The organism is Kineosporiaceae bacterium, from assembly GCA_016713225.1.
Lineage (GTDB): Bacteria > Actinomycetota > Actinomycetes > Actinomycetales > Kineosporiaceae > JADJPO01.
Genome location: JADJPO010000002.1, coordinates 953,499 through 970,554 on the forward strand (window position 1 = coordinate 953,499; position 17,056 = coordinate 970,554).

At 70.9% G+C, this 17,056-nt stretch carries 15 protein-coding genes; 10 read left to right on the top strand and 5 right to left on the bottom strand.

The window, feature by feature from the left end:
* Positions 1-34: 34 nt before the first annotated feature.
* Entirely contained in the window at positions 35-673 is a 639-nt protein-coding gene (locus IPK24_10355; protein ID MBK8075950.1) for a maleylpyruvate isomerase N-terminal domain-containing protein, read from the bottom strand.
* Between the two features lie 240 nt (positions 674-913).
* On the opposite strand from IPK24_10355, the gene IPK24_10360 reads away from it, so the two are divergent.
* Together IPK24_10360 and IPK24_10365 are read left to right on the top strand one after the other, a co-directional pair.
* Positions 914-2,488, top strand: a complete 1,575-nt coding sequence (locus IPK24_10360) for a DUF222 domain-containing protein (GenBank protein MBK8075951.1) — start codon at positions 914-916, stop codon at positions 2,486-2,488.
* A 139-nt stretch (positions 2,489-2,627) separates the two neighbouring features.
* On the top strand, positions 2,628-3,662 hold the full coding sequence (locus IPK24_10365) for a GNAT family N-acetyltransferase (protein ID MBK8075952.1): 1,035 nt from the start codon (positions 2,628-2,630) through the stop codon (positions 3,660-3,662).
* Between the two features lie 5 nt (positions 3,663-3,667).
* Here the strand turns inward: IPK24_10365 and IPK24_10370 are convergent, their stop codons facing one another.
* Positions 3,668-4,315: a GNAT family N-acetyltransferase gene (locus IPK24_10370; GenBank protein MBK8075953.1), complete on the bottom strand. Its 648-nt coding sequence runs from the start codon at positions 4,313-4,315 to the stop codon at positions 3,668-3,670.
* A 43-nt stretch (positions 4,316-4,358) separates the two neighbouring features.
* On the opposite strand from IPK24_10370, the gene IPK24_10375 reads away from it, so the two are divergent.
* Entirely contained in the window at positions 4,359-6,092 is a 1,734-nt protein-coding gene (locus IPK24_10375) for an ABC-F family ATP-binding cassette domain-containing protein (protein MBK8075954.1), read from the top strand.
* Here IPK24_10375 and IPK24_10380 read toward each other — a convergent pair.
* Positions 6,038-6,994, bottom strand: a complete 957-nt coding sequence (locus tag IPK24_10380) for a DMT family transporter (GenBank protein MBK8075955.1) — start codon at positions 6,992-6,994, stop codon at positions 6,038-6,040. The two genes, IPK24_10375 and IPK24_10380, sit on opposite strands and share 55 nt — an antisense overlap.
* 42 nt (positions 6,995-7,036) lie before the next feature.
* Positions 7,037-8,464 carry a Si-specific NAD(P)(+) transhydrogenase gene (gene sthA, locus IPK24_10385; protein ID MBK8075956.1) on the bottom strand — a complete coding sequence of 476 codons (1,428 nt, stop codon included), beginning with the start codon at positions 8,462-8,464 and terminating at the stop codon, positions 7,037-7,039.
* Positions 8,465-8,636: 172 nt separating this feature from the next.
* Here sthA and rplM point away from each other — a divergent pair, with 172 nt between their 5' ends.
* The 3 genes from rplM to IPK24_10400 are packed head-to-tail and all read left to right on the top strand — an operon-like array spanning position 8,637 to position 10,984.
* A complete protein-coding gene (gene rplM / locus IPK24_10390; protein MBK8075957.1) occupies positions 8,637-9,080 on the top strand; it encodes a 50S ribosomal protein L13 in 444 nt (147 codons plus the stop codon).
* 30 nt (positions 9,081-9,110) lie between these two features.
* Entirely contained in the window at positions 9,111-9,617 is a 507-nt protein-coding gene (rpsI, locus tag IPK24_10395; GenBank protein ID MBK8075958.1) for a 30S ribosomal protein S9, read from the top strand.
* Positions 9,618-9,628: 11 nt separating this feature from the next.
* Positions 9,629-10,984: a phosphoglucosamine mutase gene (locus IPK24_10400; GenBank protein MBK8075959.1), complete on the top strand. Its 1,356-nt coding sequence runs from the start codon at positions 9,629-9,631 to the stop codon at positions 10,982-10,984.
* A gap of 19 nt (positions 10,985-11,003) precedes the next feature.
* On the opposite strand, the gene IPK24_10405 is transcribed toward IPK24_10400, so the two are convergent.
* The gene (locus IPK24_10405) at positions 11,004-11,945 is read right to left on the bottom strand and encodes a type I pantothenate kinase (GenBank protein ID MBK8075960.1); all 942 of its coding nucleotides are present in this window, start codon (positions 11,943-11,945) and stop codon (positions 11,004-11,006) included.
* An 80-nt stretch (positions 11,946-12,025) separates the two neighbouring features.
* Between IPK24_10405 and glmS the strand changes: the two genes are divergently transcribed.
* Genes glmS through IPK24_10425 form a run of 4 tightly spaced genes read left to right on the top strand, consistent with a single transcriptional unit; the run spans position 12,026 to position 17,032 of the window.
* Positions 12,026-13,882, top strand: a complete 1,857-nt coding sequence (glmS, locus tag IPK24_10410; protein ID MBK8075961.1) for a glutamine--fructose-6-phosphate transaminase (isomerizing) — start codon at positions 12,026-12,028, stop codon at positions 13,880-13,882.
* A gap of 25 nt (positions 13,883-13,907) precedes the next feature.
* A complete protein-coding gene (locus IPK24_10415) occupies positions 13,908-14,261 on the top strand; it encodes a holo-ACP synthase (protein ID MBK8075962.1) in 354 nt (117 codons plus the stop codon).
* A 21-nt stretch (positions 14,262-14,282) separates the two neighbouring features.
* Positions 14,283-15,833, top strand: coding sequence for a bifunctional ADP-dependent NAD(P)H-hydrate dehydratase/NAD(P)H-hydrate epimerase (locus IPK24_10420; GenBank protein MBK8075963.1), 1,551 nt, complete (start codon positions 14,283-14,285; stop codon positions 15,831-15,833).
* Positions 15,830-17,032 (top strand): alpha/beta hydrolase, encoded by a 1,203-nt coding sequence (locus IPK24_10425; GenBank protein ID MBK8075964.1) that lies wholly within the window; start codon positions 15,830-15,832, stop codon positions 17,030-17,032. Before IPK24_10420 ends, IPK24_10425 begins: the two co-directional genes overlap by 4 nt.
* The last annotated feature ends 24 nt before the right edge of the window (positions 17,033-17,056 follow it).

The window sequence follows — 17,056 nt, forward strand, 5'->3', positions numbered from 1 at the left end:
GCGGTCCACGACGATCCGTGGCGATCGGCGGCGATCAGAACACCCGCAGCGCGTCGACCACGTCCCGCTCCGGCCGGGCGAGCGCCCGCACCACGGCAAGGTCCCCGTGGCGGTGTCGCGCGACCCCGAGCAGCACGGCGAGGGCCTCGGTGAGGGCCTCGGGCGGGGCGGAGATGTCGTCCCCGAGGCTGGCGGCCAGATCGTCCAGGTGCACCGCGAACTCGACCAGTCGGGTTCGCAGGAAGTCGTCCACCAGCATCGATCGCCCGGCGAAGACGGTGACGCGCCGCTCGGCGGGTACGCCGGGCAGCCTGGTGCCGAGGGCCTGGAGGGTGCGGCGGGCGGCGTCCACCGTTGCCGTGTACCCCACGCTGCCGTCCTGCCGGGCGCGGTCGCGGATGCCGGCATTCACCGCCGAGTCCAGGTCGTCCAGGCCGATGAGGTCACCGATGTAGGCCTGCGGGGTGACCGGATCCCCGGCGTCCGGCTCTGCGGCATCCAGGAACGCCGCGACCAGCTGGATCGAGCGGCACAGATGCGCGGTGAGGTCGCCGATGCTCATCCGGTCGAGCGCGCTGGGCTGATCCCACCGCTCGCCGATCGTCGGTCGGTCGATCACCTGGACGACGTGTGTTGCGGTGGCGAGGTAGACGGCCCGGATATCGCTGGTCATGTCCCCATGATGCCGTCGGTCCGTCGCTGAAGGAGACGGTCACCTGCCCTGCCCGGCCCTGCCATGGCTGAGCGGAGGTGGGGCCGGACGTCCCAGCTGGGACGTCCGCGCCGGCAGAAGGCCGACGTTGCCCGAGGATTCATGACTCATGGTCGCCACCTGGATGCGTAGAGGTACGTGTCGGACCCTGATGACATCATCGAACTGATGTTCGATGAATGACTGTCGGGAGGGGACACGATGGGTGCCGCCGAGTTGGACGACCTGCCGCTCGCGCAGCTGGAGCGAGATCTGGTCGCGTGTGCCTCGAGGCTGTTCGCTCTCGAGGCGTGGTTCCTGCGGCTGCTCGGTGCCTTCGATCGCCGTGAGGGGTGGGCGGGTGCCGGAGTACGCTCGTGTGCCCACTGGCTCTCGTGGCGTTGCGGCATCTCACTGCACGCTGCCCGCGAGAAGGTCCGGGTGGCGCGGTCGCTGGAGGGGTTACCGCTGATCGCCGAGGCCTTCGCCGCCGGCCGGGTGTCGTACTCCAAGGTGCGAGCGGTGACCCGGGTCGCCACGCCCCAGGACGAGGGGATGTGGCTCGACCTGGCCGAATCCGGAACCGCCACGCACGTCGAACGGATCACGGCCGGCTATCGCCGCGCCACCGACCATGGCGCTGAGGGCGATGGTGCGGGCAAGGACTCCTCCGACGCCGAGTCGGCGCCGGTGATCGGTGAGGTGCACCGGCGCTACCTGCCGGATGGGCGGGTCGAGCTGCGGCTGGTGTTGACGCCGGAGGATGCCGCGCTGGTGGTGCAGGCGCTGGACGTCGCATCGCCGGCCGACGCCGAGCTGCATCCGGATGCCGCGGACGACGATCATGACGATCACGAGGACGGCGGCGACGCTGCGGGCGCCGGTGAGGACGGCGACGATGATGCTGCGCTGGTGGCCGGTGCGTCGAGTGACTCTTCGGCGGGGTCGAGGTCCTCGAGGGACGGCGCGGACGTTCGGGATGGGTGCGCCATGTGGTCGGCGATGGCGCGGTCGCGTCGGCGGTCCTACGTCTCCGGGTGCCTGCCGGGTCGGCTCGGGCAGGGACTCGTCAGGGTCGCGGAGTCGTTCCTCGCGCACGGACACCAGGCCCGGGCCGCTGCGGACCGTTACCTGCTGAGCATCCAGGTGGATGCCGAGGTGCTCGCTGCGGGGCGCGATCCCGAACCGTTCGAGATCGGTGAACTGATGCCGGACGGCGAGCGGCTCTCCGGTCACGTGCTTCGTCGGATCGGTTGCGACGCAACGCTTCAGGCTGTGCTGCTCCGTACTGACGGGTCGCCGTTGGATGTCGGTCGAGCGCGTCGGGTGGTGTCCCGGCGGCAGCGCCGCGCCCTGCAGTCGCGAGACCGCGGATGTGTGTTCCCTGGCTGTACCGAGCGCCGGTGGGTTGATGCCCACCACATCGTCCACTGGGCGGACGGGGGCCGAACCGACCTGTCCAACCTGGTGTTGCTCTGCCGGTGGCATCACGGGGAGGTGCACGAGCTCGGTCTGCACATCGTGATCGTCGACGGTCGGGCACGAGTGCACGGCTCGCACGGTGAGGAGCTCCCCGCCGTCCCCGAGCTGGCCGACGTGCCACCGGCTGAGCGGCCGACGTTGCACCGGCCGGGTGCGGCGTTGCCCGAGGCTCTGGGGAACAGCGTCGTCGGGGAGCCTCCGTGCCATTGGGCGGGGGAGCCCCTCGACCTGGGCTACGCCGTGGGCGCCTTGTGCGACCTGACGCGCGAGTGGCGTCGGGAGTCCGTCGTGCGCGACGGTCGACCGGCGGCATGACCAGGGGCGTGACCGGATCGGTGAGCGGATCGGTGACCGGAGCCGTGCCAGACGCGCAACCGAAGGGGTTGCTCCGTGGCGCTCGGCGCCGCATGAAACGCGGTGGCACTCCGGTCCTGCTTCTCGAGATGCTCGCGGCGTGACCACCTTGGAGTTCATGGCCGATCCCGAGGCGTTTCTTGCCGTGGCTGGGGCACACTTGGCGGCTGATCCCTTACTGGGCACAGTGGTCGCTACCGTGACCGCCGCGATCGCCGCGGAGACGGCCTCGGTAGCCGCTGACTCGGCCCAGGGCAGCTCGAGTGACCTGCCGTTCACCCGGTGGTGGGTCGTGGCGCGGCACGATCGGGGACGCGATGCCGATTCCCCGATCGCAGGCGTGGGCATGCGGACAGCGCCCTTCGCGCCGTACCCGCTGTACGTGATGCCGATGCCCGATGAGGCGGCGGTGCAGCTGGCCCGGTCGCTGGTCGAGCGGGGTGAGGTGATCGTCGGCAGCGTGTGTGGCGTCAACGGGTCGTTGCCGACGGTCCGGGTGTGTGCCGACGAGATCGCGCGGCTGATCGGCGGAACGGTGCGAGAACAGGTGCACACCAGGCTGTTCGAGTATCGGCCGGTTCAGCTTGCGGCCGGTGGCGTCGAGGTCGGCGAATCGGAGGTCGGCGAATCGGAGGTCGGCGGATCCGAGGTCGGCGACGGCGACGGGGGCCGGGTGGTGCGAGGAGCCCGGCGGTTGGCTGGTGCTGACGACGTGCCCCTGGTCACCGAGTGGCTGGCTTCGTTCGGGGCGTCCGCCGACGAGCAGGCCGGGCGGCGTCCGGGGGAGGGGGTGGCGCACGATGCCGAGTTGACCGAGGAGCAGGTGCTCAGGCGGATCGAACACCATCGGGTGTGGCTCTGGGAGGACCCTGTCGGGACCCCGGTTCACTTGACACAGGCGAGTCCGCCGAGCTTCGGGGTGGTGCGGATCGGGCCGGTGTACACCCCGGGCGAGCATCGTGGCCAGGGATACGCCACCGCGATGGTGGACGTGTTGTCGCGCGAGCTGGACGAGACCGGGGCGCGGGTGTGCCTGTTCACCGACCAGGCGAATCCGACGTCCAACGCGATCTACCAGCGGATCGGGTACGTGCCCGTGGTCGACATGGTCAACCTGCTCGTCGAGCCAGCCTGAGCTGGTCAGGGCACCGATCGTCGGACCACCGGACGGGCCGGGGCCGAGCGGCCGACCTCGGTGAACCCGACGGCGAGAAAGGTGGTCAGGGTGCCGACGAAGAGCTCCGCGCCGGCGATCGTGGTCCGCTGGGCGAGGTCGACCGGGTAGCCCTCGACGATGCGCGCGCCGTGGTCCGCGGCGAAAATGACGGCCGTCTCCAGCAGTCGCCGGGACAGGCCGTGCCGACGGAACGGGGCGCGGACGACGAAGCAGGTCACCGACCAGATCGTGTCGTCGTCCAGATCGTCGGCCACGCCCGCCAGGGTGAGCTTGCGTGAGCGGCGCAACCGCAGGTAACTCGGCCGCGGGGCCAGGGCGCACCAGGCCACCGGCTCGCCGTCCAGGTAGCCGATCACGCCCGGCGGAGACTGCTCGTCCACCTGCGCTCGCAGCTGCGTGCGGTGATCGGAGCGGTCTCGGCCCTGCCAGTCGGCGGTGCTGCAGCGGAACCACTGGCACCAACAGCGTCCCGAGTCGCCGGTGGTGGTCATGACGGTCTGCAGGTCGGGCCAGCGATCGGGGGTCGCGGCGTGGGTGACGAGCACGGGCGCGGCGGGGGCACACCCGGCGGCTGGGTCTGCGACCGGACGGCGGGAAGCGGCTGGGGCCATATCCGATGGTAGGAACACCGCACCGGGCTGCAGACTGATCGGCATGGGACACGTCGAGGTCAACGCCGTCTCGTTCGCGCTGCCGGACGGCCGGCCGCTGCTCGACGAGGTGAGCTTTCGGGTCGGGGACGGCGCCACCGTGGCGCTGGTCGGCCCCAACGGGACCGGCAAGACCACCTTGCTGCGGATCATCTCCGGCGATCTGGACGCTCACGGTGGGGCGGTTACCCGCAGCGGGGGACTCGGGGTGATGCGCCAGTTCATCGGGCAGCTGCGGGGCGAGGCCGGGGGGCATGGCGAGGCGGCCGGGCATGGCGAGGGGGCCGGTGTGATCACTGACGTGCGCGGATTGCTCACCTCGCTTGCGCCGCAACGGATCCGGGACGCCGCGGCGTCGCTCGAAGCCGCCGAGTTGGCCATGATGACCACGGACGACGAGCCCACCCAGCTGCGCTACGCCCAGGCCTTGGCCGACTGGGCCGATGTCGGCGGCTACGACGCCGAGACGCTCTGGGATGTGTGCACCGTGGCGGCGCTGGGGATCGAGTTCACCCGGTGTCAGTACCGTTCGCTGGACACCCTGTCGGGTGGGGAGCAGAAGCGGCTCGCCCTCGAGGCCCTGTTGCGGGGGCCGGATGAGGTGCTGCTGCTCGACGAGCCCGACAACTTTCTCGACGTGCCGGCCAAGCGCTGGCTCGAACAGCGACTGCGTGAGACGCCCAAGACGGTGCTGCTGGTCTCGCACGATCGCGAACTGCTCTCGCAGGCGGCGACCCACATCGTCACGTTGGAGCCGACCGCGGTGGGGGCGAGCGCCTGGGTGCACGGTGGCTCCTTCGCCACGTACCCGGTGGCCCGGGCGGAGCGGAACTCCCGGCTCGAGGAGCTGCGCCGTCGCTGGGACGAGGAACTGCTGAAACTGAAGACGCTGGTGACGACGCTGCGGGTGAAGGCCGAGTACAACGACGGCATGTCCTCGCGCTATCAGGCTGCCCTCACCCGATTGCGCAAGTTCGAGGAAGCCGGCCCACCGCAACAGGTTCCGGCCGAGCAGAAGGTGACGATGCGGCTGCGCGGTGGTCGCACCGGCAAACGCGCCGTGGTCTGCGAACGGCTCGAACTCACCGGTCTGATGAAGCCCTTCGATGTCGAGATCTGGTTCGGTGAGCGGCTCGCCGTCCTGGGCTCGAACGGATCGGGCAAGTCCCACTTCTTGCGGCTGCTCGCCGCCGGCGGCAGCGATCCGGACGTCGAGCACCGTCCGGTCGACGAGGTGCCCATCGCGGCGGTGAACCACACCGGCCGGGCGAAACTGGGGGCACGGGTCCGTCCGGGCTGGTTCGCCCAGACTCACGACCATCCCGAGCTGCGTGGCCGCACCCTGCTCGAGATCCTGCACCGGGGGACCGACCACCGCCCCGGTATGCCACGGGAACAGGCGGCTCGCGCTCTGGACCGTTACGAGCTGGCCCGGGCGAGTGAGCAGACATTCGACTCGCTGTCCGGTGGGCAGCAGGCGCGGCTGCAGATCCTGCTCCTGGAGCTGTCAGGCGCCACGCTGCTGCTCTTGGACGAGCCCACGGACAACCTGGACCTGCACTCGGCCGAGGCCCTCGAGATGGCGCTGGAGGCCTTTGAGGGCACGGTGATCGCGGTGACCCACGACCGGTGGTTCGCCCGGGGCTTCGACCGGTTCCTGGTCTTCGGCGCCGACGGCGAGGTTTACGACTCGACCGAGCCGATCTGGGACGAGGCCCGGGTGGCGCGCGAGCGCTGAGATCGGGTGGCGCGCGAGCGCTGGGCCCAGATCACCGCGCCGATCACCGCCGCGGCGGCGGCCACCATGGCCCAGGTGACGTGCTCGTCCAGCAGCCAGGCCGACCAGCCCAGGGTCAGCAGCGCCTGCAGCTGTTGCACCTGCCCGCCGTGGGCCGACCCGGCCAGGGCGAGGCCGCGGTACCAGGCGAAGAAGCCCAGGTACATCGAGGACACCCCGATGCCGACCAGCGAGCTCCAGGCCGCCGGCCCGGGGGAGTAGGAGGCGTGCGTGAGCAGCCAGATCAGCGCCGAGGCGGGCACGGTGATCGGCAGGGCGAGGACGCACACCCAGGAGATCACCTGCCAGCCGGGCATCGCCGCGGCCACCGAGGCCCCCTCGACGTAACACCAGGACGACGCGACCACGGCGCCGGCGACCAACAGATCGGCGATCAGGTCGCCGTCCGCGGCACCACCGCGCGAGAGCGCGAAGGCGACCAGGGCCGCCGTCCCCAGCCCAGCGGCGGCCCAGAACTGCCGGGTCACCCGCTCGTGAGTGCGCAGCACGGCGATCAGGGCCGTGGTCAGCGGCATGAACGCGGCGACCACGGCGGCGTGGGCCGACGTGGTGCGCTCCAGCGCCAGGGCGAGCAGGATCGGCCAGCCGAACACCGCCCCCAGCATCGTGATCAACAGTCCGGGCAGGTGCCGGCGGTCGGGGAAGGGCACCTTCCTGACCTGCAACAGGACGACGGCGAGCACTCCCGCGATCACGGCGCGTCCGGTGGCGGTCAGATAGGGACTGAACCCGGTGACGGCCACCTTGGTCATCGGCAGCGAGAACGAGAAGAGCACCACTCCGAGGAACGCCCAGGCCAGCCCTTCGCGATGGCGGCGGGCGGCGTTCTGGGTCTGCGGCACCGGGCGAGGGTAGCCGAGCCCCCCCGGAGCTTCGGACCTCGGCTAGACGCCGAAGCGCTCCAGGGCACGCATCTTGTTCGCGGCGTCCAGGGCGGCCACCTTGTACGCCTCGGACAGGGTCGGGTAGTTGAACACCGTGTCGACCAGGTTGTCGACGGTGCCGTCACAGGTCATGATCGCCTGCCCCAGGTGCACCAGTTCGGTGGCCTGTGACCCGAAGACGTGCACCCCGAGCAGCCGCCGGGTCCGGCTGGACACCAGCAGTTTGAGCATGCCGTAGGAGTCCCCGATGATCTGCCCGCGCGCCAGCTCGCGATAGCGCGAGATCCCCACCTCGTAGGGGATCGAGGACTCGGTCAGTTCGTCCTCGGTCTGACCGCAGTAGCTGATCTCGGGGATGGTGTAGATGCCGATCGGCTGCAACGAGACCAGGGAGTTGGCCGGCTCGTCGCACGCGTGATAGGCCGCCAGCCGACCCTGTTCCATCGACGTCGCGGCCAGCGCCGGGAAGCCGATCACGTCACCGACCGCGTAGATGTTCCGGACATCGGTGAGGTAGTTCGGCCCGACGGAGATCCGGCCGCGCGAATCGGCGGTCAGGCCGGCCTTGGCCAGGTCGAGCGCGTCGGTGGCGCCCTGACGACCGGCGGAGTACACGACGGTGTCGGCCGGGATCTTCTTGCCGCTGGCCAGCGTGGTGATGGTGCCGTTCTCGTTGGCCTCCACGGAGGAGACCGTCTCGCCGAACCGGAAGGTCACCGACAGGTCGCGCAGGTGGAACTTGAGCGCCTCGACCACCTCGGCGTCGCAGAAGTCGAGCATCCGATCGCGGGATTCGACCACCGTCACCCGCGAGCCCAGGGCGGCGAACATGGAGGCGTACTCGATGCCGATCACCCCGGCGCCGACCACGACCATCGATCGGGGGATGGACTTCAGGTGCAGGATGCCGTCGGAGTCCAGGATCCGGACGTCGTCGAAGGCCACCGTGCTCGGCCGGGCCGGATGCGTGCCGGTCGCGATCACGAACTTGTTCGCGATCACCCGCCGCTCGGTCTCGTCGTCCCCGTGCACCAACACCGTGCGCTCGTCCAGGAAGCGGGCCGTGCCGTGCAGCAGGTCCACCCCGTTGCGCGAGAGCTGGCTGCGGATCACCTCGATCTCGCGGCCGATGACGTGCTGGGTGCGGGCGAGCAGATCGGTGACCGTGATGTCCTGCTTGACGCGGTAGTTCTGGCCGTAGAGGTCGCGCATGTTCATGCCGGTCAGGTAGACCACGGCCTCGCGCAGCGTCTTGGAGGGGATGGTGCCGGTGTTGATGCACACCCCGCCCACCATCGCGCGGCGTTCGACCACCCCCACGCGCCGTCCCAGCTTGGCCGCGGCGATCGCCGCCTTCTGTCCCCCCGGCCCGGAGCCGATCACCAAAATGTCGTAGTCGCTTCGTCGCTCTGCGTAGTCCGAGGCCATGGCCTGCATGCTACGGGGACGCGTTTTGACCCCCCGACGGCGCGCCGGTAACCTTTCGGGTCGTTGTGGTATCCGCCCGTCGGTACTGACCTGGGGACCTATCCCCCACTGCGAGAACCGACACTCGGGCGCTATCGAACGCAGACATCCGAACGAGGACGAAGGTACGACCGTGCGCACGTACACCCCCAAGCCGGGCGACGTCGAACGTCGCTGGCATGTCATCGACGCGACCGACGTCGTCCTCGGTCGGCTCGCCGTCCAGGCGGCCACGCTGCTTCGTGGTAAGCACAAGCCGACATTCGCCCCCCACGTGGACACCGGCGATTTCGTGATCATCATCAACGCCGACAAGGTCGCGTTGACGGGCAACAAGCGCGAGCAGAAGCACGCGTACCGGCACTCGGGGTACCCCGGCGGTCTGACCGCCACCCGGTACACCGATCTGCTGGCCACCAAGCCCGAGCGGGCCGTGGAGAAGGCTGTCCGCGGCATGTTGCCGAAGACCACCCTCGGTCGCGCCCAGCTCAGCAAGCTGAAGGTCTACGCCGGTCCGGAGCACCCGCACCAGGCGCAGCAGCCACAGCCGTTCCAGATCACCCAAGTCGCCCAGTAATCGCTGTCAGCAGTTAGGACCAGGAGAATCGTGGCCGAGACCACCCCCGAGATCGACGCGCCAGAAGGCGACGTCCTCGACGGCGAGAACGCGCCGAGCAGCTACAGCACCTCCACCCCGCAGTTGCGCGGTGGCGGGTCCAGCATCACGGCCCCCGGCGCCGCCACCGGCCGCCGCAAGGAGGCCATCGCTCGGGTGCGACTGGTTCCCGGCAGCGGCACCTGGAAGATCAACGGGCGCACCCTCGAGGACTACTTCCCGAACAAGGTGCACCAGCAGCTGGTCAACGACCCGTTCAAGGTGACCGAGCTCGAGGGTCGCTTCGACGTCATCGCGCGCATCCACGGCGGTGGCACCTCCGGTCAGGCCGGTGCGTTGCGCCTCGGCGTGGCTCGCGCCCTGAACGCGATCGACCACGACGCCAACCGGCCCACCCTGAAGAAGGCCGGCTTCCTCTCTCGCGACGCGCGGGTGAAGGAGCGCAAGAAGGCCGGACTCAAGAAGGCGCGCAAGGCGCCGCAGTACAGCAAGCGCTGAGGCCACCCATCGTGGGGAGGCTCTTCGGCACCGACGGTGTCCGGGGACTGGCCAACCGCGATCTCACCGCCGAGCTGGCGCTGGACCTGGCTGTTGCCGCGGCGCACGTTCTCGGTGAGGTCGGGGCCTTCGCCGGTCACCGTCCCACGGCCGTGGTGGGTCGTGACCCGCGGGCCTCGGGTGAGTTCCTGTCGGCGGCGGTCATCGCCGGGCTGGCCAGTGCCGGGGTCGACGTCAGCGATGCCGGCGTGGTGCCCACGCCTGCCGTCGCGGCCCTGGTGGCCGACACCGGCGCCGACCTGGGCGTCATGTTGTCGGCCTCGCACAACCCCATGCCCGACAACGGGATCAAGTTCTTCGCCAAGGGTGGGCACAAGCTGCCCGACGACGTCGAGGACGAGATCGAGCGGCGCATGGGCGAGGACTGGGCGCGCCCCACCGGCGCCGACGTCGGACGCGTGCACGTGATGACCGGGGCGGTCGGCAACTACGTCGATCGCCTGGTCGCCACCCTGCCGTACCGGCTCGACGGCCTGAAGGTCGTCGTCGACTGTGCCCACGGTGCCGCCAGCGTCGCCTCGCCGGCCGCCCTGCGTGCCGCCGGTGCCGAGGTGATCGTGATCGGCGCCGACCCCAACGGGCGCAACATCAACGACGGCTACGGCTCGACCCACCTCGAACACCTGCGGGACGCCGTGGTGAGCAACGGCGCCGACGCGGGCCTGGCTCACGACGGGGACGCCGACCGCTGCCTGGCCATCGATCACCTGGGCCGCGACGTCGACGGCGACCAGATCATGGCCGTGCTGGCGCTGGCGTTCCGCGACCGCGGGGCGCTGCGCGAGGACACCCTGGTGGCCACGGTGATGAGCAACCTCGGGCTGATGCTCGCCATGCAGCGTGAGGGCGTGAGGGTCATCCAGACCGGCGTCGGTGACCGCTACGTGCTCGAGGAGATGCGCCGCGGCGGCTACTCCCTGGGCGGCGAGCAGTCCGGCCACGTGGTCATGCTCGACCACGCCACCACGGGCGACGGCACGCTGACCGGCCTGCACCTGATGGCCCGGGTAGCCCAGACCGGACGCAGCCTGGCCGATCTGGCCTCGGTGATGCAGCGGCTGCCGCAGGTGCTGGTCAACGTCAAGGGCGTCGACAAGGCCCGTGCCGGGGGCGAGAACCTGGACGCCGAGCTGGCCGCCGCGATCGCCAAGGCCGAGGCCGAGCTCGACGGCACCGGACGCGTGCTGTTGCGCGCCTCGGGCACCGAGCCGCTGGTGCGCGTGATGGTCGAGGCCGGCGCCGCCGATCAGGCCCGCCGGATCGCCGACGACCTGGCCGTCGTGGTCAAGGAACGCTTGTCGCTCTGACCGGCTGTCGCATCTCGGGTCAGATCTTGCGCAATCGCACCTTCGAGACGCCGTGGTCGCCACCCTTGATCAGGACGACGCGCGCCCGGTCTCGGGTGGGGCGGATGTTCTGCCTCAGATTGGGTTCGTTGATCTGGTCCCACAGCCTCTCGGCCGTGGCCCGGGCGGCCTCGTCGTCCAGCACCGCGTAGCGGTGGAAGTAGGAGTCCGGGTCGGCGAACGCGGTCTCCCGCAGCCGCAGGAATCGTTCGATGTACCAGCGCCGGATGTGCGACGTCTTGGCGTGGACGTAGATCGAGAAGTCGAACAGGTCGCTCAGTGCCATCACGCTGGTGTGTCGATGATGGTTTCCGTGCAGGTAGGGCGCCGGCTGCAGGACGTTCAGGCCCTCGATGATCAGGACATCCGGCCGGCGCACCACCACGTGCTCGTCGGGCAGGACGTCATAGGTCAGGTGGGAGTACACCGGAGCCAGTACCTCGGCGGCGCCCGACTTGACCTTCGTGACGAAGTCGAACAGGGCCTTGCGGTCGTAGGAGTCCGGGAACCCCTTGCGCTGCAACAACCCTCGACGCTCCAGCTCGGCGTTCGGCCGCAGGAAGCCGTCGGTGGTGACCAGATCGACCGAGGGTGTGCGCGGCCAGGAGGAGATCAGCTCGCGCAGGAGTCGGGAGGTGGTGGACTTGCCGACCGCCACCGAGCCACCGATGCCGATCACGAACGGGGTCGGCGTCGTGCCGTCCTTCAGGAAGCGTGAGGTGGCGGCGTGCAAGCCGCGCACCGAGGCCACGTGCAGGTCGATCAGCCGCGACAGCGGCAGGTAGATGTCCTCGACCTCGGCCAGGTCGACCCGATCGCCCAGACCGGCCAGGCGGTCCAGGTCGTGCTGGGCGAGCATCAGGGGAGTGGCGTCGCGCAACGCCCGCCAGGCGGCGCGGTCGAACTCCACGTACGGCGGCATCGGAGCATTGTGCCCGCCCACCCGGGTGGGCGTCGGCGTCCGGCCGTGGCCATTCCCACATGCGAAGTAGGCTGGCGCCCATGTGCGGAATCGTGGGATACACCGGCTCGAACCCCGAGCTGACGGCGCTGGACGTGGTGCTGGGTGGTCTGCGCCGGCTGGAGTACCGGGGGTACGACTCGGCCGGGGTCGCCCTGCACACCCCCGAGGGTCTGGTGATGGTCAAGCGCTCGGGCAAGCTCGCCCGGCTCACCGAGGCGCTCGAGGACGCGCCGTTGCCGCACTCGGTGACCGGCATCGGACACACCCGCTGGGCCACCCACGGCGGCCCCACCGACGACAACGCCCACCCCCACATCGGCACCGGCGGCGACGTGGCCGTCGTCCACAACGGGATCATCGAGAACTTCGCTGCCCTCAAGGCCGAGCTGATCGCGCAGGGTGTGGAGTTCGCCAGCCAGACCGATACCGAGGTGGCCGCTCACCTGCTGGCCCGCGCCTACGCCGCCGAGGGTGACCTGGCCGAGGCGATGTGCTCGGTGGCCCGCCGCCTGGAGGGGGCCTTCACGCTGCTGGCGGTGCACGCCGACGTCCCGCACCAGCTGGTCGCCGCCCGGCGCAACTCCCCGCTCGTGGTCGGCGTCGGGGACGGCGCGAACTACCTCGGTTCGGACGTCGCCGCGTTCATCGCGCACACCAGCGAGGCCATCGAACTCGGTCAGGACCAGGTCGTCACGATCACCCCGGAGACGGTGACCATCACCGACTTCCACGGCAATCCGGTGCAGGGACGGCGCTACCACGTCGACTGGGACGCCTCGGCCGCCGAGAAGGGCGGCTACCCGAACTTCATGACCAAGGAGATCCACGAACAGCCCCATGCGGTGGCCGACACCCTGCTCGGACGTACCGACCCGTCGGGCCGGCTGGTGCTCGACGAGCTGCGGATCGACGAGGCCGTGCTGCGGGAGGTCGACAAGATCGTCGTCATCGCCTGTGGCACCGCGTCCTATGCCGGGCAGGTGGCCAAGTACGCCATCGAGCACTGGTGCCGGATCCCGGTCGAGGTCGAACTGGCTCACGAGTTCCGCTACCGCGACCCGGTGGTGAACGAGCGCACCCTGGTGGTCGCCATCTCGCAATCCGGCGAGACCATGGACACGATCATGGCGGTGCGGCACGCGCGCGACCTGGGCGCCCGGGTGATCGCGGTCTGCAACACCCACGGCTCGACCATCCCGCGGGAGTCGGACGCCGCGCTCTACACCCATGCCGGCCCCGAGGTCGCGGTCGCCTCGACGAAGGCGTTCCTGGCCCAGATCACCGCCTGCTACGTGCTCGGGCTCTACCTGGCCGAGCTGCGGGGCGCCAAGGGCCGGGACGAGGTCCGCGAGGTGCTCACCCAGCTGCACGCCATGCCGGACAAGATCGCCAAGGTGCTGCAGGGCCTCGACCAGGTACGTCTGATGGCTCGCTGGATGGCCGACACCCGCTCGGTGCTCTTCCTGGGCCGTCACGTCGGCTTCCCGGTGGCGATGGAGGGTGCGCTCAAGCTCAAGGAGCTGGCCTACATCCACGCCGAGGGTTTCGCGGCCGGTGAGCTCAAGCACGGGCCGATCGCGCTGATCGAGCCCGGCCAGCCGGTGTTCGTGATCGTGCCGTCCCCGAACGAGCCGCACTCGCTGCACGGCAAGGTGGTCTCCAACATCCAGGAGATCAACGCCCGCGGTGCGCGCACCATCGTGATCGCCGAGGAGGGCGACGACGACGTGGTGCCCTACGCCAGCGAGGTGATCCGGATCCCGGCGTCGCCCGTGCTGCTCTCGCCGCTGCTGGCCGTGGTGCCGTTGCAGGTGTTCGCCTGCGAGCTGGCCACCGCCAAGGGCCTGGACGTCGACCAGCCGCGCAACCTGGCCAAGTCGGTGACCGTCGAGTGAACCGAGCGGGAGGGTCGTCCCGAGCATGATCATCGGTGTCGGGATCGACGTGGTGGACATCGCCCGGTTCGAGCGCACCCTGGAGCGCACTCCGGCGCTGCGTGAACGGCTGTTCACCGCGCCCGAGCGAGAGCTCGGCGTCCTCAGCCTGGCGGCTCGCTTCGCCGCCAAGGAGGCCCTGGCCAAGGCGTTGGGGGCGCCGGTCGGCATGAGCTGGCAGGACGTCACCATTCTGCGCCCGCACGCCACCCGTCCCGAGTTCGCCATCATCGGCTCGGTCGCCGAACGGGCGGCCGAGTTGGGCGTCGTCCGGCTGCACCTGTCGATGTCGCACGACGGGGGCATCGCCAGCGCCATGGTGGTCGCCGAGGGCGAGTAGGGCCGAGCGAGAGGGCAGATCATGCTGCGGGCGTGGCGGGTGGCCGACATCCGGCAGGCGGAGGAGATCCGGCTGGCCGAGGTGCCCGAGGGTGCCCTGATGCAGCGGGCGGCGGCGGGGCTTGCCGCGGTGTGTGCCCGGGAACTGCGCGGGCGCGCCGGCGGTGTGAGCGGGCGTCGCGTCGTCCTGCTGGTCGGGGCCGGCAACAACGGCGGCGATGCGCTCTACGCGGGGCAGCGGCTGGCCCGCCGCGGTGCGCGCGTGGACGCCGTGCTGCTGGCGACGCTCGGCCGCGTGCACCAGGCGGGCCTGGCGGCGTTGCGGGCAGCGGGTGGCCGGGTCGTGTTCGGCGAGGACGGCCCTGCCGTGGCGGGCGTGCTCGCGTCGGCCGATCTCGTCGTCGACGGCATCGTCGGGCTCGGCGGCACCCCCGGTCTGCGCGAGGACGCCGCGCGCGCGGTGGCCGCGATCGCGCCGTCCGCGGTGGTGGTGGCCGTCGATCTGCCCAGTGGCGTCGACCCCGACACCGGTGAGCTGCCGCCGGCCGATGGCGACGACCGCCCGCGGCACGTGACGGCCGACGTCACCGTGACCTTCGGGGCCTACAAACCCTGTGTGCTGCTGCCTCCTGCGACGTCGGTGTGTGGCCGGGTCGAGCTGGTCGACCTCGGGTTCGGCTCGTTGCGCTGGCCCGGGCCCGATGTCCAGCGTTTCCAGCCGGACGACGCCGCGCGGTGCTGGCCCCAGCCGAGCGTGCGCGACCACAAGTTCACCCGCGGGGTGCTCGCCATGGTGGTGGGCTCTGTCCGCTTTCCGGGCGCTGCCGTGCTCGGCGTCGGGGGGGCACTGCGCGCCGGGGCGGGCGTGGTGCGCCATGTCGGACCGCCCGAGGTCGCGGCCGCGGTGCTCGCGGCCCACCCGGAGACCGTGATCGGGGTCGAGGCGAGCGATCGGATCGACGCCTGGGTGATCGGCAGCGGGATCCCGTCCGCGGGCCTGCGGCAGCAGTACGAGGCGATCCGCGACGTCCTGCTCGATGACACCCCCAAGGTGCTGGACGCCGGCGCGCTCGAGTTCGCGGGTCGCCCCCTGGTTCGCCACACGGTGCTCACCCCGCACGCGGGGGAACTCTCGCGATTGCTCGTCCGGCTCGGCGAACCGGCGAGTCGAGAGGTCATCGAGGCCGCCCCGCTGCGCCATGCCCGCCGCGCCGCCGAGCTCACCGGGGCCACCGTGGTGCTCAAGGGGGCGACCACGCTCGTGGTGCAGCCGGCGGATCCGGCGTCGGAGCGTCCGGAGCGGGTCGCGGCCCAGTCCGATGCCACCGCCTGGCTGGCCACGGCGGGGGCCGGGGACGTGTTGGCCGGGGTGATCGGCGCCTTGCTCGCCGCAGGGCTGGACCCGTTCGAGGCCGCGGGTGCCGGGGTCCTGGTGCACGGTCGGGCGGCGCGGCTGGCGGCGGGCTGCCGGCCCGATGGGTCCGGCGGCGGACCGATCACGGCCGGTGACGTGGCGAGCCGGCTGCCGGCCGCCGTCCGGGAAGTGATCGCACCTGAGAGAATCCTCCGGTGACCGAACCCGCCGAGCCGAGCACGACGGGGCCGAAGGTGCGCCGCGCCAAGGTCGGACTGGTCTCGCTCGGGGTCGGTCTGGCTGCGGCGGGGGTCGGGGCCGCACTCGGTGTGGCCGCCGAGCGGCTCGCCGTCGGGCGGCCGTTGCTGCCGCCGTTCGGCCCACCGCCGGAGGATGGTGAGGACTACGGCGGCCTGCACACCCCCGGCCGGGCCGTGCTGGCCGACGACACGGTGCGGCTGCACGTCGAGGTCGAGGACATCGGCACCCCGGGTCGCCAGGACCCGACTGTCGTGTTCAGCCACGGCTACGCGCTGACCATGGACTCCTGGCATTTCCAGCGTCAGCAGCTGCGCCGCGAGCCGGGCCGCAACCTGCGCCTGGTGTTCTGGGATCAGCGGGGCCACGGCCGCTCTGCCTCCGGCCGGCCGGGATCCTCGACCATCGACCAGCTCGGATCGGACCTGTCCGAGGTGATCGAGGCGGTGGCGCCGTCCGGGCCGTTGATCCTGATCGGCCACTCCATGGGGGGCATGACGGTGATGTCGCTGGCCCACCGCCGTCCGGAGTTGTTCGCCGACCGGGTGCGCGCGGTGGCGTTGGTCTCGACCAGTGCCGGCGGGCTGGACGACGTCGACTTCGGCATCGCCGGGCTGGGGCGGGTGCTGCAGCGGTTCGCCCCGTCCACCGTCAAGGCCCTCATCCGGACGCCACGGCTGGTCGAGCGGGGCCGACGGATCGTCAGCGACCTCGAGACCGTGTTGGTGCGGCGCTACTCCTACGCCTCGCCGGTCTCGAACGCGCTGGTGCGCTTCACCGCCGACATGATCGCCTCGACCCGGCTCGAGGTGATCTCCGACTTCCTGCCGACGTTCTCGACGCACGACAAGCGTGCCGCACTGTCGTCGCTGGCCATGGTGCCGGCCCTGGTGATCGTGGGGGACCACGACCTGCTCACCCCGGCCGATCACAGTGCCGAGATCGCCGAGCTGCTGCCGAGGGCCGAGCATGTCGTGGTGCCGGACGGGGGCCACCTGCTGATGCTCGAGCACCCCGAGGTGGTCACGGCCAACCTGCTGCAGCTGATCGACGCCGCAACCGATCCGGACGGCGCGCGCCGGGTTCGTCTGCCGTCACCGGTTCGGCGTACGGTTGCCTCGCTGCGACGTCGTCGCCCGGGCCGAGGTCCGACGGCGTGAACGACGTCAGTCCCTCAGGAGGTG